The 17,631-nt window shown below is 46.1% G+C and carries 19 protein-coding genes; 16 read left to right on the top strand and 3 right to left on the bottom strand.

Annotation, left to right across the window (positions count from 1 at the left end; all coding sequences use genetic code 11):
- Positions 1-64 precede the first annotated feature (64 nt).
- Positions 65-1,402 carry a dihydrolipoyl dehydrogenase family protein gene (locus BMZ93_RS05025; protein WP_091502767.1) on the bottom strand — a complete coding sequence of 446 codons (1,338 nt, stop codon included), beginning with the start codon at positions 1,400-1,402 and terminating at the stop codon, positions 65-67.
- A gap of 100 nt (positions 1,403-1,502) precedes the next feature.
- The gene (locus BMZ93_RS05020; RefSeq protein WP_091502766.1) at positions 1,503-1,991 is read right to left on the bottom strand and encodes an ECF transporter S component; all 489 of its coding nucleotides are present in this window, start codon (positions 1,989-1,991) and stop codon (positions 1,503-1,505) included.
- 212 nt (positions 1,992-2,203) lie between these two features.
- On the opposite strand from BMZ93_RS05020, the gene gap reads away from it, so the two are divergent.
- Positions 2,204-3,226 (top strand): type I glyceraldehyde-3-phosphate dehydrogenase, encoded by a 1,023-nt coding sequence (gene gap, locus BMZ93_RS05015; RefSeq protein ID WP_091502765.1) that lies wholly within the window; start codon positions 2,204-2,206, stop codon positions 3,224-3,226.
- Positions 3,227-3,336: 110 nt separating this feature from the next.
- Here gap and nadE read toward each other — a convergent pair whose 3' ends face one another.
- Complete coding sequence (gene nadE, locus BMZ93_RS05010) at positions 3,337-4,161, bottom strand: ammonia-dependent NAD(+) synthetase (protein ID WP_091502764.1); 825 nt, start codon at positions 4,159-4,161, stop codon at positions 3,337-3,339.
- A gap of 176 nt (positions 4,162-4,337) precedes the next feature.
- Between nadE and BMZ93_RS05005 the strand changes: the two genes are divergently transcribed.
- From BMZ93_RS05005 to accA, 15 genes are all read left to right on the top strand, one after another.
- Positions 4,338-5,183, top strand: a complete 846-nt coding sequence (locus BMZ93_RS05005) for a YdcF family protein (RefSeq protein ID WP_091502763.1) — start codon at positions 4,338-4,340, stop codon at positions 5,181-5,183.
- Positions 5,184-5,457: 274 nt separating this feature from the next.
- Positions 5,458-7,077 carry a mucin-binding protein gene (locus BMZ93_RS05000; protein WP_143404277.1) on the top strand — a complete coding sequence of 540 codons (1,620 nt, stop codon included), beginning with the start codon at positions 5,458-5,460 and terminating at the stop codon, positions 7,075-7,077.
- A gap of 187 nt (positions 7,078-7,264) precedes the next feature.
- Positions 7,265-7,708, top strand: a complete 444-nt coding sequence (fabZ, locus tag BMZ93_RS04995) for a 3-hydroxyacyl-ACP dehydratase FabZ (RefSeq protein WP_091502758.1) — start codon at positions 7,265-7,267, stop codon at positions 7,706-7,708.
- Positions 7,695-8,168 carry a MarR family winged helix-turn-helix transcriptional regulator gene (locus tag BMZ93_RS04990; RefSeq protein ID WP_091502757.1) on the top strand — a complete coding sequence of 158 codons (474 nt, stop codon included), beginning with the start codon at positions 7,695-7,697 and terminating at the stop codon, positions 8,166-8,168. Before fabZ (BMZ93_RS04995) ends, BMZ93_RS04990 begins: the two co-directional genes overlap by 14 nt.
- Positions 8,169-8,185: 17 nt before the next feature.
- Positions 8,186-9,160, top strand: a complete 975-nt coding sequence (locus tag BMZ93_RS04985; protein WP_091502756.1) for a beta-ketoacyl-ACP synthase III — start codon at positions 8,186-8,188, stop codon at positions 9,158-9,160.
- A 97-nt stretch (positions 9,161-9,257) separates the two neighbouring features.
- A complete protein-coding gene (locus BMZ93_RS04980) occupies positions 9,258-9,500 on the top strand; it encodes an acyl carrier protein (protein ID WP_091502755.1) in 243 nt (80 codons plus the stop codon).
- Positions 9,501-9,568: 68 nt separating this feature from the next.
- A complete protein-coding gene (locus BMZ93_RS04975) occupies positions 9,569-10,534 on the top strand; it encodes a DUF561 domain-containing protein (RefSeq protein WP_091502754.1) in 966 nt (321 codons plus the stop codon).
- Positions 10,535-10,548: 14 nt separating this feature from the next.
- A complete protein-coding gene (locus BMZ93_RS04970) occupies positions 10,549-11,490 on the top strand; it encodes an ACP S-malonyltransferase (RefSeq protein ID WP_091502753.1) in 942 nt (313 codons plus the stop codon).
- A 2-nt stretch (positions 11,491-11,492) separates the two neighbouring features.
- Complete coding sequence (gene fabG, locus BMZ93_RS04965; protein WP_091502752.1) at positions 11,493-12,221, top strand: 3-oxoacyl-ACP reductase FabG; 729 nt, start codon at positions 11,493-11,495, stop codon at positions 12,219-12,221.
- 38 nt (positions 12,222-12,259) lie between these two features.
- Complete coding sequence (fabF, locus tag BMZ93_RS04960) at positions 12,260-13,510, top strand: beta-ketoacyl-ACP synthase II (protein WP_091502751.1); 1,251 nt, start codon at positions 12,260-12,262, stop codon at positions 13,508-13,510.
- Positions 13,511-13,524: 14 nt separating this feature from the next.
- Complete coding sequence (gene accB, locus BMZ93_RS04955) at positions 13,525-14,007, top strand: acetyl-CoA carboxylase biotin carboxyl carrier protein (protein WP_091502750.1); 483 nt, start codon at positions 13,525-13,527, stop codon at positions 14,005-14,007.
- Positions 14,008-14,096: 89 nt separating this feature from the next.
- A complete protein-coding gene (gene fabZ, locus BMZ93_RS04950) occupies positions 14,097-14,528 on the top strand; it encodes a 3-hydroxyacyl-ACP dehydratase FabZ (RefSeq protein WP_091502749.1) in 432 nt (143 codons plus the stop codon).
- 1 nt (position 14,529) lies between these two features.
- Complete coding sequence (locus BMZ93_RS04945; protein ID WP_091502748.1) at positions 14,530-15,906, top strand: acetyl-CoA carboxylase biotin carboxylase subunit; 1,377 nt, start codon at positions 14,530-14,532, stop codon at positions 15,904-15,906.
- Positions 15,907-15,965: 59 nt separating this feature from the next.
- Complete coding sequence (gene accD / locus BMZ93_RS06685; protein WP_091502747.1) at positions 15,966-16,817, top strand: acetyl-CoA carboxylase, carboxyltransferase subunit beta; 852 nt, start codon at positions 15,966-15,968, stop codon at positions 16,815-16,817.
- Complete coding sequence (gene accA / locus BMZ93_RS06680; RefSeq protein WP_091502746.1) at positions 16,810-17,607, top strand: carboxyltransferase subunit alpha; 798 nt, start codon at positions 16,810-16,812, stop codon at positions 17,605-17,607. Before accD ends, accA begins: the two co-directional genes overlap by 8 nt.
- Positions 17,608-17,631 lie beyond the last annotated feature (24 nt).

Raw genomic sequence — 17,631 nt, 5'->3', positions numbered from 1 at the left:
GCACCTCATCTTTTAGAAGATGGGGTGCTTTTTTGTGTTAACGATTTGTTGAAAAGTAACTCGCTTACTGCAAGTTATCCAAGGCTGAGTAGCCGATTGATGGGAAAATGGTTACCAGACGCTTGATTTGAGCTGGCGTGTAACCAAACTCGATGGCGGGAAGAAGGGCGTTGACCACGTCTTCGGCCTTGTCTGACAATTCAATCACACCGACCAGTTGCTTCTCCTTGTTGTAAATCAAAGAACGCTTACCGGCCTGTTCAAAGTCGACCAAGCGGTACCAGTCGTCCATGACGTCTTGTTCGATGATATCGAACTGATCAGGATGCGCTTTGGCTTCATCAACCGTGACACCAGCTTGTGCTAAGCGAGGGGTAGTGAAGAGGTTCTCACCGATTGCTGGGTAGTTGATGGCTTCTTTTTCTTCACCCAGAATGTGTGACACGATGTACTGAGATTCGAAAGTAGCGGTTGGCGTTAGCTTTGGCACATCCTTTTTGATAACATCACCAGAAGCGTAAATGTTTGAAACGGCTGTTTGAAGGAATTCGTTGACTTCAATACCCTTGTGATCGTATTTGATGCCGAGTTCGGCCAAGTTAAGGCCGTCGGTATTAGGAATACGGCCGGTTGCGTCGAGAATATAGTCGGCAGGGAAGGAACCGGTGTTGGTTGAGATTGAGTAAGATGAACCGTTCTGTTCAATCTTTTCAACCGTTGTGTTCTTGATGAAGAGAACACCTTGTTTAGCCAAAGCCTTCAGCAATTCTTCCGTGTAGTCACGGTTAAAGGCTGGCAATGCTTGTTGGTCGCGCATGATAACCGTTACCTGTGAACCAGCTGCACGCATGATAGAAGCAGCTTCCAATCCGATGAAGCCGGCACCGATGATAACCATCTTCTTTGGTACAACGGGGATGCTCAAGAAGTCCTTTGAATCGTGTAGGAATTCTTTACCAGGTAGGTCTAGGCGGTGTGAGTGCTGCCCAGTGGCGATGACAATCTTATCCGCTGTAACCTTGCGGTCACCAACTTGTAGCGTATGGGCATCAACGAACGATGCGTGGCCAAAGATGAAATCAACACCGACAGATTCCATGGCACCTTGAATGGCAGGAGCGAATCCATTGATAATTTCTTGCTTACGCTTCATCGCAGTTGGCCAGTCGATGTGCGTATCACCAGCAATGACACCGTCTGACTGTTTAGCTGTTTGAACAGCCTTAGCAGGCGCTTCCAAAATAATTTTGGCGTTGCAGCCCCAGTTTGGACAAGTTCCGCCGACCTTATCTTCTTCGATAAAGGCAACGGTCTTACCCGCAGCGGTTAGTGCAGGTGCGCCATCAAAGGCTCCGTGACCGGCACCGATGAAGACAACGTCATAATCAAATGTTTGAGACATGAATTTCCTCCTTGTTTCTTATTTATATTATCCCATGAATATTAAGAAAATAAAAACTTTCGAAAAAATAAAAAGGCAGGCCAGTGGGCCTGCCGTAAAATTATTTGATTGTCATACGTCCTTTTAGGAAAGGCAGGATGATGAGTGCGATGACGGCACCGAAGACACATTGTCCAAGGTTTCCAACAATGGAAGCCCAACCGGCCGCCCAGTTATAAAGAATAGCACCGGCAAATACGTAACCGATAATCATGACGATTGAGGCAACAACCAGTGCGACCGCTTGTGCCCAGCTAGACTTAGCAATGGCTAAACCAGCGATATAACCTTCTAATCCGTGGATAACGAATGAAAAGATTAGCCACTGTGGGTAGCCGGCAAACAAATCAAGTAGTCCACCCGAAAAGGCACCAACCAAGAAACCGGCACCTGGTCCCATGGTTAAAGCGGCAACGAAGATACCGGCTTCAACTAGGTTAACAAAACCAGAAGTGGCTGGAACGGGGATGTGCACCACGTAAGATAGTGCCACGTTGAGGGCGATTATTGCTGCTAAGATCGTAATTTTTTTACTTGACCAAGTTTTCATAGTCTCTCTCCTTTGTTCTCCCTTATTTAGAAAGGAAAAATTTAAATATTCTTTTTATTTTACCATGATATTCTCATAATACCCAGTGATAATAGTAAATGGTATGGTCCAGTTTGTGAGGAAATAATTATTTGACTTGCATTGCTAACTAGCCGTTGTGTTATAATATGGGTGTTGACATAGGTCAAAAAATTATTTGGAGGTCTACACACATGACTGTGAAGATTGGTATTAACGGATTCGGTCGTATTGGTCGTTTGGCATTCCGCCGTATCTTGGAATTGGGTGACTCAGCAGCTGATGTTGAAGTTGCAGCCATCAACGATTTGACTAGCCCTGAAATGTTGGCATACTTGTTGAAGTATGACTCAATTCACGGTACTTTGAACGCTGATGTTTCAGCTGATGAAACTGGCATCATCGTTAACGGAAAGCACTACACGGTTTACGCAGAACGTAACGCTGCTGACTTGAAGTGGGTTGAAAACGACGGCGTTGACTACGTATTGGAAGCTACTGGTTTCTATACTTCAGCCGAAAAGTCACAAGCTCACTTGGACGCAGGTGCTAAGAAGGTTTTGATTTCTGCACCAGCTGGTGATGTTCCTACTGTTGTTTACGGTGTTAACCAAGACATCTTGAAGTCATCAGATAAGATTGTTTCTGCTGGTTCATGTACTACTCAGTCATTGGCTCCAATGGCCAACGCACTTGAAAAGGAATTCGGTGTTAAGACTGGTTTGATGTTGACTATCCACGCTTACACAGCTTCACAAAGCTTGCAAGATGGACCTAAGTCAGCTAAGTTTGAAAAGCGTCAAGCAAACCGCGATGCTGCTTCAAACTCATTGCCACACTCATCTGGTGCCGCTAAGGCAATCGGAAAGGTTGTTCCTTCATTGGATGGTAAGTTGACTGGTTCAGCTATCCGTGTTCCTGTTCCTGATGGCTCAATCACTGAATTGACTGCTGTTTTGAAGAAGGATGCTACTGTTGAAGAAATCAACGCAGCTATGAAGAAGTACGAATCTGATTCATTCGGATACAACGGTGACGGATTGGTATCAAACGATATCATCAACGACACTCACGGTACTGTCTTTGACCCAACACAGACTGAAATCATCGAAGGTGACGGTCAACAATTGGTTAAGATTGCTGCTTGGTACGATAACGAATACGGTTTCACTTCAAACATGATCCGTACTTTGTTGCACTTCGCACACATCGGCTAAAAATAAGACTTTATTTCAAAGAACTGCCATCTGGCGGTTCTTTTTTTTGTGCCTTGCATTTTTTTCGATATATAAAAAAGGACATAGCAAAGGCTATGTCCTTTTATTTTTTACTTAATAAACCAGGTATCGTAAATGGTAACCGGTTCGTGCCGCTTGTGTTGAGAGGCAAGGTAGAGCGTTTCGATACGTTGCGCATCCTTTTCGGGAATATCTTTTCCCTCTAGGTAGTCGTCAATGCAATCATAGCTAACTCCTAGGGCAACTTCATCAGGCAACTGAGGATGATTATCCTCCAAATCCGCCGTTGGCACTTTTTCATAAAGTCCTTTTGGAGCGTGTAATGCTACAAGAATTTCCCGGCCCTGTCGTTTGTTTAAGCGCCATAGCGGGTTGATATCGGTACCGCCATCGCCGTATTTAGTGAAAAAACCAGTGACGGATTCAGCTGCATGGTCGGTACCAATCACTGCGAGATTGTGCTCTCGAGCCACGGCGTACTGAGCAATCATTCGCATTTTAGGTTTGATTGATCCACGACTCAGGTCGTCGACGACTAGACCAGCAGCCCGAAGCGAAGATACCATGGCATCGGTACTTTTCTTAATGTCCGTCACCACCACTTGGTCGGGTTGAATAAAGTCCAGAGCAGCTTGTGCATCATCTTCATCAGCTTGCCGACCGTATGGCTGACGTACTGCAATGAAACGGTAGTCGCTGCTATCATTTTCTCGTAACTCGTTGATGGCCGTTTGGGCAATGCAGCCGGCTAGAGTAGAGTCCTGTCCGCCCGAAATTGCGAGTAGGAGCCCATTGTACTGACTGTTGCTTAAGTACTGTTTGAGAAAGTCAACGGAACGCCGGAACTCTGCCATTGGGTCAATGGCGGGTTGCACCTTTAGTTCTGCGATGATTTTGCTTTGTAATGCACGCATGATTTGCCTCTGTGAATTCACTTTTCTATTGCGAGGGTTTTGAAAGAAGATATTCTCGAAAAAATAATTGTCACAGTGTTCATTATAGCAATATCGCAGGAAAGTGAACCAACGAACTGTCCTTATTTAACCATTGGGCGATAGTGATTATAATAAAGGTAAAGGCCTTTCAATTGATGGCCTTTACTCACGAGTGGGGTGATGATGTGGCTCTCTTTATTCTATTACTGTTAACAACAATTCTTGTTTTGGCCCTAGCATGGCTATCTTGGGGAATTTGGTGGCGTTTGCGGATGCGTCCGATGATGCTGCTATTGACAATTTTTCTCCTGATTTTGTTAATAATGGCCTGGTCGGGCATGGCTTTTTCAATGAAAAACGTTATCTTAAAGTCTCTTTGGCAGGGGGCATTTGCCATTTTGATCTTGCTTGATGCCGGTTGGTGCCTGACCCTATTCGCAATGAAAGGCTATGAGTACCGCCATCGGAAGGTGCCACAAGTTCAGGATATGATTGTCCTGGGCGCCTATTTAAAGGACGGTCATGAGGTTGGCCCAATTTTAGCTGGCCGTATTAACCGAGCCATGGACCTGGCGATTCAGCAAGGCAGCCAAGCGACCGTTATTTTCACTGGTGGACAGGGATTTGATGAACAACTACCTGAAGGGGTAGCGATGAAGGCTTATGCTGAAAGAACTTTTGACTATCCAGAGAAGCAACTGTTAGTGGAAAGTTCAAGCCGGAATACTTTTCAGAATCTGACTTTTTCTAAAGAAAAATTGCATGACTTAAATCAGACCATCTTAATCGCCACATCGGATTACCATGTCTTACGGGCTTCTTTCTTAGCACGCCGGGTCGGATTATCCGCGCAGGTCATTGGCGCAAAGACGACAATCCGGGTCCGCTGGCGGGGACGCTTGCGAGAATATTTGGCTTTGATTAATTTACAGCAGGGCGCCGTTCTGATTTTGATTGCTTTGATCTTCGGAATAATCTTTTTGATGAATTTCTTCCTATAATATACAAGCTTTTAGGGTAAAAAAACTCTTCTAAAAAATGGCAGCTATTTTCGAATAACTATTACATTTATATGAAAAAGGTTCAAGAAAACACCGCTTATGTTACGAAAAGATAACAATTTAAATATAAGCGTACAGAATAAACATTATCCGTTGAAATACGGGAGGGAGGGGAGTACAACTAAGGTATAAGGTAGGGCGTTAATATGCTAGAAGATATCAAAAAATCGATTGGGAATTAACCCATAAATATACACATCTAAACAAGAAATACTTGCATAAGCTTGAGAAGGAATGGGCAGTCTTGTCCGTTGCTGCCTTTACTTTTGCTGGCGGGGTTGAAATGATTCAACCACCAAAGGTTCAGGGAACTGATGCTGAGGTAACCAAGACAGTAGCGAATGCACCAAGCGCGAATTCCTATAATTCGATGATCCAGGCGATGCATACAAAGCAAAGCCAATTGACGAACACGAGTACGAATGCTAGTGCGAACACGACGGCTACGACTAATACGACTGCGAAAGCAAATGGCCAAGTGGGCGACAACTATGGTTTGATTCACCCTGGTAATATACCAGCGGGGGTTCCTCTGTCGGACTTCATCAAGACCTATAGCCGTGTTATCCATTATAAGGATGCTGAGAATCCAAACGGTCCTGATATCGCGACATCAGTGACTCAACCCGTTACTTTGGTGCGTTGGGCAACCTATGATTACACAACCAAAAAGGTTGTTGGTTGGGGGCAATACAGTCACTGTGATGCTTCCTATAATCCAGACGGCTACTACGCGGACTTTCCCGCACAAGCTTCACCAGATTTAACTTCAGAAGGATTTACTAATCCAGATCAGCCAACCGTTGCAGAACAGCCAATTCAAGATACGCGCTGGATTAACCCTCTTCAGCCGGATGAGCAGGTAACGGTTTACTATCAGCACGCACGACGGGCTGTTGTGCCAGCTGACCACGCTGAGACGGATAAAGATGTTACCCGTACCATTAACTTGGTCGATGGTGATGATGACAACCACTCACTCGGTCAAACAAAGCAAATCGTGCACCTACACCGTACTGCTGAGTACTTCGACCTTGTAAAGAACCAAGTGGTTTATGGCGATTGGACGGCAACGTCGGCCAACAAGGATTGGGCGGCTTACACTGCTCCTGACAAGTCCGGTGAAGGTTACGTCAATCCAACGGACTCAGTAAGCGAGCAGGCGGTAACGGGCACAACTTCTGATGATGCCAAGACACTTGTCTATCACCACCAAAAGAACGAAGTGAACGGCCAAACGCCTAACTTGCCTAAGAAGTACCAGGACGAATTGTCTAAGAAAGTCACTCGTACCATTCACTATGAAAACGGTGAAGGACAAAAGATTGCGCCAGACGTTGTACAAACGGTCGACTTTGAACGAACAGCGGTTGAAGATATGGTCACCCACCAGTTAATCTCGATGGGAAACTGGGGCACGACCACTGGTGATACTTGGGCTAGCCAAGCTTCACCAGCCATTGCAGGATATGAAAATCCTGATAAGGCCTCGGTTGCGGCTCAACAAGTTAAGTTGGATGATAGCGACCAAACGGTAACTGTTCATTATCAAAAGAATGCGGTTCAGCCAAAGCACCACAACGGGACGAATGGTGGCAACGCAACGAACGGTACGAACAGCAATAGCAACAACGCAAATAACGGTTCAAAGGCGGCCAACACTGCTGCGGGGGCAACGGCTAACCAGTCCACTTCGGCTAAGAAGCCATCTCGTCTGCTGGCGGCACTACCAAGTACAGGTCAAAAGGTTGTCCGGTCTGTATGGCCTGCTGTGACGGGTGCGGTTGCTGGTTTGAGCTACCTGTTCACCAAGAAGCGTCATGACGATAAGTAAATAAAAGTTGTTCGGCATATCAATGTCGACTAAAAAGAACTGTTCACCTTTTACGTGGGCAGCTTTTTTTTATTCAGTAATGCTTCGATGGAGAGATAGTTTGACTATCGAAGTATTTATGGTAGACTATCATTATCTTGAATAATTCTTTATAGCGGGTGACTCTGCCCCAAGAAAGGAACAGCTAATGCCAGTGTTAACAACTACGGAAATCATGGATTTGATTCCGAACCGTTACCCAATCATTTACATGGACTACGTCGAGGAAATGGTGCCCGACGAATCAATCGTTGCCGTGAAGAACGTGACGATTAACGAGCAGTTTTTTCAAGGACACTTCCCTGGTAACCCAGTAATGCCTGGTGTGTTGATCATCGAGTCATTGGCACAGGCTGCTTCAATTTTGATTTTGTCTTCACCACAGTTTAAGGGGAAGACGGCTTACATGACTGGAATTAACGACGCTAAGTTTAAGAAGATGGTTGTTCCTGGTGATGTTTTGAAGCTGCATGCTACATTCGGCAAGGTTCGCGAAAACATGGGAACTGTTGAAGTTGTGGCTAAGGTTGACGATAAAGTCGCAACTAAGGCGGAGCTGATGTTTGTGGTGGCTCCTGATGAAAAAGACTGATTTAGCACCTGCTTCAAACATTGACTTTAAAACGGCCAGTCAGACTCTGGTTGATTTAATTGCAAACATTGCCTGGGTCGAAGAAGGTGCGCTAAAGCAAGGTCCCTTTTCTGCACTAACAGTGAGAGATGTGCATACGATTTACGCCATCTCGATGTATGAGGAAAAGACGGCTTCACAACTTGCTAAGGCTGTTCATTTGTCACCATCTGCGATGACAACAGCCATTGATCGACTAGTTCAAAAAGGCTACGTGGAACGTCGCCGTTCCAAGACGGATCGACGTGTGGTTAAGCTTGGCTTGACTCACCAGGGTCGAATTTTGTACCGTGCTCACCGCGCCTTTCACATGCAATTAACGAAAGCCATGTTTACAGGCTTTAGCGAAGATGCAGCGGAAGTGCTGGAGAAGGCACTGGGCAATTTGAAAAACTACCTTCAGGACTTACTGAAAGAGTGAGCACAAAAGGATTGAACATGGAAAAGATGAAGATTGTAGCAACCGCAAAGCAAGTGCCAGAGCGCGTTGTGACAAATGATGATTTAGCCGGTTTGATGGATACATCCGATGACTGGATTTATCCACGAACGGGAATTCATAACCGTCACGTTGTGACCGATGAAAATACATCTGACTTGGCAACTTCTGTTGCACAAAAGCTCCTAAAGGAAGCTGGATGGGCTGCATCAGACCTCGACTTCATTATCGTTTCAACCATGTCACCAGATGCACTTTCACCCCATACATCCGCCATCGTGCAGGGCAACATTGGGGCTGAAAAAGCTTTCGCTTTTGATATTAACGCGGCGTGTTCAGGATTTGTTTATGGAATGTCTGTTGCCTCTTCCTTCCTTTCTTCTGGTCGCTATCAAAAGGGAATGTTTATTGGGGCCGAAGTACTTTCAAAGCTAATTGATTGGAAGGACCGTACGGTTTCCGTTCTCTTTGGGGACGGTGCCGGAGGGGTCTTACTTGAGGCAAGCGATGAAGAACAAGGGTTACTATCCGAAGAGCTAGAAACCTTTGGTGACCGTGGTGAAGCCATCTTAACCGGACGCTTTGCAAACAAGAATGCCTTTGCAGGTGAGATTTCACCATTGGACCCTTACTTCCATCAAGATGGTCGTGGTGTATACTCCTTCGCAACTCGCGAAGTGCCAAAGGCTTTGGATAAGGCCCTTCAAAAGGCAAACTTATCCGCAGATGACGTGGACTTTTACTTGGCCCACCAGGCGAACCACCGCATCATTGAATCGATTGCTAAAAACTTTGGTCAATCGATGGATAAGTTCCCAACGAACATGGTTGAATACGGTAACACTTCTGCCGCTTCAACAGCCATCCTGCTGGATGAACTTTACAAGTCTGGCCAAGTAAAACCGGGTATGACCGTTGCCTTCGTTGGCTTCGGTGGTGGCCTGGCAATCGGCGCTCAGATTTGGAAGCTCTGATCAGGACTTTTACAACATTATTATTCAATTACGGTGTAGGAGGCTGCACCGTAAAAATCTAACGTATTGCAATACGAACCTATAGGAGACTGTGCTCATGACACAAGAAGAGATTTTTGACAAGGTAAAGGACATCTTGGTTGACCAATTCGATTTGGAAGACTCAGAAGTTACGATGACTACTAACATGACTGATGACATCGATGCCGATTCATTGGACTTGTTCGAAGTTTTGAACCAAGTGGAAGACGAATTCGACATTAAGTTGGAAGATACTGAAGAAGTATCAACTGTTGCTGACTTGGTAAACAAGATCAAGGAACAAACTGACAAGAAGTAATCCTTCTTATTAGGCGGCGCTTGTCGCCGTGTACATATATCAATTTGAAGTAAGGGTAAGGGCAAATTATGACTGTAAAAGTTGGAAATGAAATTTTTGATAAGCTCGGTATGAAGTACCCCATCGTTGAAGGTGGAATGACTTGGGCCGGAACTGGTGCATTGGCAGCAGCCATTTCAGAAGCTGGTGGACTTGGGTTCATCGGAACTGGTTACTGGCACGGAGATGATGTTCGTAAGGAAGTTCGTCGTGCTAAGGCTTTGACTGATAAGCCTTTTGGTGTCAACGTGATGTTGATGTCTCGTCACATTCGCGAAGTCTTCGACGTCATTATTGAAGAAGGTGTTAAAGTCGTAGCTACTGGTGCCGGTGATCCATCACCTTTCTTGGATGAATTGCACGCCGCTGGTATCGTTGTTATGCCGGTTATCCCATCCGTTTCACTTGCTAAGATGATGCAGCGTAAGGGTGTTGATGCCGTTATCGCCGAAGGAATGGAATCAGGTGGTCACATTGGCCAAATGACAACCATGGCTTTGGTGCCACAGGTTGTAGACGCTGTTGATATTCCTGTTATCGCCGCTGGTGGAATTGCTGATGGCCGCGGTGTTGCTGCAGCCCTTTGCTTGGGTGCCTCAGGTGTTCAAATGGGAACCCGTTTCCTTGCATCACCAGAATCTGAAGTTCACGAAAACTTCAAGAAGAAGATTATCAAGGCCCGCGATATCGATACCATCGTTACTGGTAACATTGCCGGTTCACGTGCCCGTGTCTTGAAGAACAAGATGGCCAAGGAATACGTGAAGAAGGAAATCGAAGAGGCTCAAAAGCCTGCTCCAGATTATGAAACGGTTGAAAAGCTTGAATCAGGAACCCTTCGTGCCGCCGTACAACAGGGTGACAAGGACGGCGGTGCCTTTATGGCCGGCCAAATTTCTGGTTTGATTCACGAAGAGAAGCCAGTTGCTGACATCTTGGCCGATACATGGGCACAAGCAACAGACATCTTGGGTATTCCAAACACAACGAAGTAAAGTAAGGACTTTCTATGCGCATCGGATTACTATTTAACGGCCAAGGTTCACAAAAGGCCGGTATGGGGCAAAACCTCTACGACAATTTACCCGCCTTTAAAAGTAAGATTGATCAGGCATCACAGATTCTTGGCTATGACCTTGTCGACGTTTTCAACGACGAAGACAAGATTAGTCAAACAAAGTGGGCACAACCAGCGATTGTTGCCTTTGATTCTGCTTTGGCAGCCTGCCTAGTGGAAGCTGGTGTTCGTCCAGTTGTTGCTGGATTAGGACTCTCTCTTGGAGAATATCCTGCTTTAGTTGCTAACGGTATGATGACTTTTGAACAGGCTATCGCTTTAGTAAAGGATCGTGGCGAATACATGCAAGCGGTGGGGGATGCAAATCCTGGCAAGATGGTTGCGGTTTTGAATGACAACCAGGAAATGATTGTTGAAACCGTTCAAAAGTTGCAAGCAGATGGTTTGGCTGTTTACCCAGCAAACTTTAACACCTTTGCACAGTTGGTCATTGGTGGAAAGAAAGCGGACGTTGATCAAGCCGTTGAAGCGCTTATGGCTGCTGGCGTAAAGAAGATGATTCCTTTGCCAGTGTCTGGCGCCTTCCACACGCCACTCTTGCAGGAAGCTGCCGATAAGATGGCAGAGCGTTTTGCGAATGAAAAGTTTGCGGAGGCCAAGTACCCTGTTTATTCCAACACGACAAAGAAGGTCTTTGTAGAAGCCGGTTTGAAGGATACGTTGACTAAGCAAATCGTTTCACCAACCTACTTCGCCCAGTGCCTGGACGAAATGGTGAAGGATAATCAAGTGGATACGCTCCTTGAAATTGGACCTGGTGTCACACTTTCAAAGTTTGCACGAAAGATTGTCTCAAAAGAAGTTAACCGTTATTCCGTAACGGATTGGACGACTTTTGAAAAAGTTGTTTCAGCAGTTAAGGGAGAAGAATAAAAATGGATTTTACTAATCAAACTGTTTTGGTTACCGGTTCTTCACGAGGAATTGGTTTAGCTGTTGCTCACGCCTTTGATAAGGCTGGCGCAAACATTATTTTGCACGGCCGTTCACCTTTGAAGGAAGAAGTGATTAACTCTTTCTCAAAGACACCTCGTACTTTGCAATTTGACATCGCTGATGGGGAAGCTGCTGAAGCTGCCTTGAAGGCTTTGTACAAGGAAGAAGACTTCGACGGGATTGATATCTTGGTGAACAACGCCGGTATCACAAAGGACCAGTTGGCAATGGGAATGAAGTTGGAAGACTTCGCTGCCGTTGTGAACACAAACTTGACTGGTACTTTTAACGTTACGCAGCCGGTCTTTAAAAAGATGATTCGTCAAAAGCACGGTGTCATCATCAACATGGCTTCCGTTGTCGGTTTGATGGGAAACATGGGTCAGGCGAACTATGCCGCTTCAAAGGCTGGTGTGATTGGTTTGACGAAGTCCCTTGCTAAGGAAGGGGCCCGTCGTAACATTCGCGTGAACGCGATTGCGCCTGGAATGATCGTTTCAGACATGACGGACGCATTGTCTGACAAGGCGAAGGAAGCTATCTTAAACGAAATCCCATTGTCACGTTTTGGAACGGTGGATGACGTTGCGGACGTTGCCTTGTTCTTAGCAGGTAACGATTACATCACTGGTCAAACGATTACGGTTGACGGTGGTCTTTACATCTAATTAACGATTCTTTAAACAAGAAGTTGAAAGGAAACATAATGACACGAGTTGTAGTTACTGGAATGGGTGCAATTGCTCCTAATGGAAATGATACAAAGGCTTTCTTGGACGCCATCTTTGCTGGTCAAAGTGGTATTAAGCCAATTACAAAGTTTGACCCAACAGAAACTGGTATTGCAGTTGCCGGTCAAGTGGATGGCTTTGATGCCACAACACGCGTTGGAAAGCGTGCTGCCCGTAAGTTGGATTTGTTCTCACAGTATGCCATCGATGCCTCAACTCAGGCGATGGAACAAGCTGGACTTTTGCCAGATGAAGATTCTGAAGAACAGTCAAAGGTGGAAAACCCAAACCGTTTCGGTGTTATTTTGGGAAACGGAATTGGTGGTTTGACAACCATGCAAGAACAGATTATCAAGATGCACGACAAGGGGCCACAACGTGTGTCACCATTGTTCGTTCCTGAAGCAATTCCTAACATGGTTTCTGGTAACGTTTCATTGCGTTTTGGTGCTAAGGGAAGCAACATGACCATCGTTACGGCCTGTGCTTCTGCCACAAACGCCATCGGAGAAGCCTTCTGGCGCATTCAATCAGGTAAGGAAGACGTTGTCTTGACTGGTGGAGCCGAAGCCGCTGTTAACGAAATCGGAATTGCTGGTTTCGCTGCCTTAACTGCTTTGTCAACTGAAAAGGATCCAAAGGAAGCCTCAAAGCCATTCGATAAGAACCGTCATGGTTTCGTTCTTGGTGAAGGCTCTGGTGTTTTGGTTCTTGAATCTTTGGAACACGCCGAAGCACGTGGTGCTAAGGTTTTGGCCGAAGTTGTTGGTTATGGTACGACTGCCGATGCCTACCACATGACATCACCAGCTCCTGATGGTGAAGGTGTTATCCGCGCATTCAAGGAAGCCATTGAAGACGCTAACATCAAGCCAGAAGATATTTCATACATCAACGCCCACGGTACTGCCACTGGTGCCAACGATTCAGGAGAAGCGGAAGCCATTGCTGCTGTCTTCGGTGAAAACTCAGTTCCTGTCTCATCAACAAAGGGAATGACTGGTCACTTGCTTGGTGCTGCCGGTGCTGTTGAAGCCGTTGTTTCAGTTGGTGCCATTGACCGTGGTATCTTGCCTGAAAACGTCGGCTTTGATGAAGCAGATGAACACACGAAGAAGGTCAACTTGGTTAACAAGTCAAACCAGGACCAAGCGCCAGAATACGTGATGTCGGCTAACTACGGATTTGGTGGCCACAACGCTGCTATCATCTTCAAGAAGTTTTAAGGGGAACACTCCAAATGAATTTAAACGTTAATGAAATTCGTGAGTTGATGTCTGATCTTGAAAAGTCATCGCTCCGCGATATCGCCATTCAAGATGGTGACTTTTCACTTCACCTTTCAAAGAATGAACAGGTTGCTCCAGCTGCTCCAGCTGCGGCCGCTGCTCCCGTAGCAGTAGCCAGCGCCCCTGTTTCAAACGAAGCGAGTCCTGCTGCCGTATCAGAAGTAGCCGCTCCAGCACCTGCTGCACCTACAGCTGGTAAGGAAATCAAGGCACCAATGGTTGGTACAGTTTACTTGAAGCCAAAACCAGAGGAACCGGACTTCAAGTCTGTTGGAGACCACGTCGAAAAGGGCGAAACGGTTGCCATCATTGAAGCGATGAAGTTGATGACCGAAATTAAGTCTGATGTTTCAGGTACGATTGCTGAAATCCTAGTTGAAAACGAAGAAGTCGTTGATTACGACAAGCCACTTTACCGAGTAACAACGGACTAATAATCTGCATTACTTGCTCAAGTTGGCCTTAGGCCAAGTAAACTTTCAACCGTTTGCTTGGCATACATAGGCATAAAAGGAGAAGAAACATGTCTTTAATGAACGCACAAGAAATTCAAGAAATCCTTCCACACCGTTACCCAATGCTCATGTTGGACACGGTTGAAGAACTCGTTCCTGGTGAAAAATGTGTTGCTATCAAGAACATTTCAATTAACGAAGAAATCTTCCAAGGACATTTCCCAGGCAACCCAACTTTCCCAGGTGCTTTGACTGTTGAAGCCTTGGCACAAGCTGGTGCCGTTGCTCTTCTCTCAATGCCAGAATTTAAGGGTAAGACTGCTTACTTTGGTGGCATTAAGAAGGCCCGTTACCGTAAGATGGTTCGTCCTGGTGACCAAGTTCGTCTCGAAGTAACTTTGGATCGTTTGCGTGGCCCTGTCGGTTCCGGAAAGGGAATCGCCTGGGTTGACGGAAAGAAGGCAACAACGGCCGAACTGACCTTTATTATTGGAGAATAAAATGTTCAAAAAAGTATTGGTAGCAAACCGTGGTGAAGTCGCGGTGCGAGTTATCCGTACCTTGAAGGAAATGGGTATCAAAACGGTGGCCATCTACTCAACGGCGGATAAGAATTCGCTACACGTGCAAATTGCCGATGAAGCAATTTGTGTGGGTGGCCCTAAGCCTGTTGATTCATACATCAACATGAAGAATGTGATTTCAGCTGCTGTTTTGACTGGTTCTGAAGCCATTCACCCTGGTTATGGTTTTCTTTCGGAAAACGATCTCTTCGCCGAAATGGTTGGCGATGTTGGGATTAAATGGATTGGTCCTCGTCCAGAAACCATTGATTTGATGGGAAACAAGGAGCACGCTCGTAACGAAATGCGCCAGGCTGACGTACCGGTTATTCCGGGTTCCCTGGGTTACATTCACAACGTTGACGAAGCCCTTGAAGTGGCCCACGAGATTGGCTACCCAGTTTTGTTGAAGGCTGCTGCCGGTGGTGGTGGTAAGGGAATGCGTTTCATCTATCATGATGAAGAAATGCAGGAAAACTTTACGAACGCCCAAGCCGAAGCCAAGATGAACTATGGTGATGACCATATGTACATCGAAAAGGTAATGCTTGATTGCCGCCACATTGAGATGCAGGTTATCCGTGACCAATTTGGTAACGTCGTTTGTTTCCCAGAACGTAACTGTTCTTTGCAGCGTCGTAACCAGAAGGTGATGGAAGAATCACCCGCAGTTTCAATGACACCTGACATGCGTGCTGACATGGTTGATGTCGTAACCAAGGCCGTGAATGCCATTGATTACGAAAACACTGGTACGATTGAGTTCTTGCAGGATCAAGAAGGAAACTTCTTCTTCATGGAAATGAACACTCGTATCCAAGTTGAGCACCCCGTGACCGAAATGGTTACTGGACTGGACTTAGTTCGCTTGCAGGTCCTTGTCGCAGCCGGAGAAGAGCTACCTTTGAAGCAAGAAGACGTGAAGATTCAAGGTCATGCTGTTGAAATGCGTTTGACGGCTGAAAAGCCTGAAGCAAACTTCGCTCCTTCTGCTGGACGAGTTGACTTTGTCTTCTTGCCAACTGGTGGTCCTGGGGTTCGAATCGATTCTGCCCTCTACAATGGTGACATGATTCAACCATTCTACGATTCAATGATTGCCAAGTTGATTGCACACGATGATACTCGTGAAGAAGCAATTGCGAAATTGGCTCGTATCATCGATGAAACCTCCGTTTCCGGTGTCGCAACTTCTAAGAACTTCCAAAAGGCCTTGTTGAAGGACGAAGGTGTCCTTCAAGACAAGTTCACAACGAAGTACCTGGAAAACAAGTTCTTGCCTGAATGGGAATCCTCATTGGCAGAAGAACAGTAAATCTTTTCAACGGTAGTTTAACTACCCATCGAGAGAGGAGTGGGCTTAGCCCAGACAATATGGAATTGTTTTCATCTGACAATAAAGTCGATAACACTAAAATCAAGGTTACGGACGCCGTTCGTGATCGAATTCCTGATGGCCTTTTCTTGGCCTGCCCATACTGTGGCACTCAGATTTATAACAAGCAGCTCGGGGACTACCGTGTCTGCCCAGAATGTAATTACGGGTTCCGTTTGCAAGCTCGCGAACGTCTTGAACTTTTCGCAACGGACTTTGTTGAGTTCGATGCGGACCTAACGATTGACCAAACGGACTTTCCAGGTTATCAAGGAAAGTTGGACCGCGCTAAGAAGCAGACGAACATGAACGAATCCGTTTTGACTGGTTCAGGTAAGATTGCTGGTGAAGCAGTTGACCTTGGTATCATGGACTCTTACTTCATGATGGGTTCACTCGGTTCAAAGACTGGTGAAAAGATTACCCGCCTTTTTGAGCATGCAACGGCCAATCAATTGCCTGTTGTTATGTTCACCGCTTCAGGTGGAGCCCGTATGCAAGAAGGTATTAATTCCTTGATGCAGATGGCTAAGATTTCTGGCGCAGTTGCTACCCACCAAGAAGCCGGCTTGCTTTACTTGGTGGTCTTGACCGATCCAACAACCGGTGGTGTGACCGCCTCCTTCGCCATGCAAGGGGATGTGACCCTAGCAGAACCACACGCTCTAGTTGGTTTTGCTGGTGCTCGAGTCATTGAATCAACCATTCATGAAAAACTACCAAAGGACTTTCAACGTGCTGAAACGCTCTTGAAGAACGGTTTCGTGGATCAGATTGTACCTCGTCAAGATATGGCGGAAATGATTGGAAAAATCGTTTCAATGCATAAGCAGGAGGTAGCCGATGTTTGATTTTATTAAGACGATGTTCCAAAAGGATGTTAATCCAGCTGACATCGTGAAAAAGTCTCGCGAAGACCGTTTTATGGCTCGGGAACTCATCAACGGTTTGGTCACTGACTTTGTTGAATTACACGGTGACCGTTTATCATCTGATGATTCATCGGTTATCGGTGGAATTGGCCGTTTAAAGGGCCGTCCCGTAACAATTATCGCCATCGATAAGGGAACGGACATCCAGGATAAAATCTCAAAGCGTAACGGTTCACCAGAACCTTGGGGTTACCGAAAGGCCCAACGTTTGATGAAGCAGGCTGCGAAGTTCAACCGTCCAATCATCACATTGATCAACACACCTGGGGCCTTCCCGGGTAAGGATGCTGAAGCACAAGGACAGGGAGAGGCCATTGCGAATTCCATCCTGGAATCAATGAAGTTGACGGTGCCAATGATTGCCATCATTTACGGAGAAGGTGGTTCTGGTGGAGCCTTGGCCCTTGCCACAGCTGACCAAATCTGGATGTTTGAAAACGCAACGTACTCAATCCTTTCACCAGAAGGTTTCGCTTCCATCCTTTGGAAGGACGCCAAGCGTTCTGATGAAGCGGCTGCCATTATGGGAATTACGCCCAGTGACTTGTTAGAGAAGCATGTCATTGACCAAATTATCCCTGAGGGTCGCCACCATGCTAAGATTTTTGAAGGCATGCAGGATAAGCTTGATGAAGAGTTCAAGCAGATGCAAGAGATGTCCGGTGAAGAAATCGTTGCTGCACGTCGTGCACGATACCGCGCTTTCTAAACAATAGAAGGGCTTTCTTGAGAG

The sequence above is a fragment of the Fructobacillus durionis genome (genome assembly GCF_900112405.1).
GTDB classification, from domain to species: domain Bacteria; phylum Bacillota; class Bacilli; order Lactobacillales; family Lactobacillaceae; genus Fructobacillus; species Fructobacillus durionis.
Note: the sequence above shows the minus strand (reverse complement) of the source record. Positions and strands in the feature narration are given on the sequence as shown.

Coding starts and splice junctions, on each gene's coding strand:
- BMZ93_RS05025 (WP_091502767.1), bottom strand. CDS start 1,402: ATGTCTCAAACATTTGATTATGACGTTGTCTTCATCGGTGCCGGTCAC.
- BMZ93_RS05020 (WP_091502766.1), bottom strand. CDS start 1,991: ATGAAAACTTGGTCAAGTAAAAAAATTACGATCTTAGCAGCAATAATC.
- gap (WP_091502765.1), top strand. CDS start 2,204: ATGACTGTGAAGATTGGTATTAACGGATTCGGTCGTATTGGTCGTTTG.
- nadE (WP_091502764.1), bottom strand. CDS start 4,161: ATGCGTGCATTACAAAGCAAAATCATCGCAGAACTAAAGGTGCAACCC.
- BMZ93_RS05005 (WP_091502763.1), top strand. CDS start 4,338: ATGGCCTTTACTCACGAGTGGGGTGATGATGTGGCTCTCTTTATTCTA.
- fabZ (WP_091502758.1), top strand. CDS start 7,265: ATGCCAGTGTTAACAACTACGGAAATCATGGATTTGATTCCGAACCGT.
- BMZ93_RS04990 (WP_091502757.1), top strand. CDS start 7,695: ATGAAAAAGACTGATTTAGCACCTGCTTCAAACATTGACTTTAAAACG.
- BMZ93_RS04985 (WP_091502756.1), top strand. CDS start 8,186: ATGGAAAAGATGAAGATTGTAGCAACCGCAAAGCAAGTGCCAGAGCGC.
- BMZ93_RS04980 (WP_091502755.1), top strand. CDS start 9,258: ATGACACAAGAAGAGATTTTTGACAAGGTAAAGGACATCTTGGTTGAC.
- BMZ93_RS04975 (WP_091502754.1), top strand. CDS start 9,569: ATGACTGTAAAAGTTGGAAATGAAATTTTTGATAAGCTCGGTATGAAG.
- BMZ93_RS04970 (WP_091502753.1), top strand. CDS start 10,549: ATGCGCATCGGATTACTATTTAACGGCCAAGGTTCACAAAAGGCCGGT.
- fabG (WP_091502752.1), top strand. CDS start 11,493: ATGGATTTTACTAATCAAACTGTTTTGGTTACCGGTTCTTCACGAGGA.
- fabF (WP_091502751.1), top strand. CDS start 12,260: ATGACACGAGTTGTAGTTACTGGAATGGGTGCAATTGCTCCTAATGGA.
- accB (WP_091502750.1), top strand. CDS start 13,525: ATGAATTTAAACGTTAATGAAATTCGTGAGTTGATGTCTGATCTTGAA.
- fabZ (WP_091502749.1), top strand. CDS start 14,097: ATGTCTTTAATGAACGCACAAGAAATTCAAGAAATCCTTCCACACCGT.
- BMZ93_RS04945 (WP_091502748.1), top strand. CDS start 14,530: ATGTTCAAAAAAGTATTGGTAGCAAACCGTGGTGAAGTCGCGGTGCGA.
- accD (WP_091502747.1), top strand. CDS start 15,966: ATGGAATTGTTTTCATCTGACAATAAAGTCGATAACACTAAAATCAAG.
- accA (WP_091502746.1), top strand. CDS start 16,810: ATGTTTGATTTTATTAAGACGATGTTCCAAAAGGATGTTAATCCAGCT.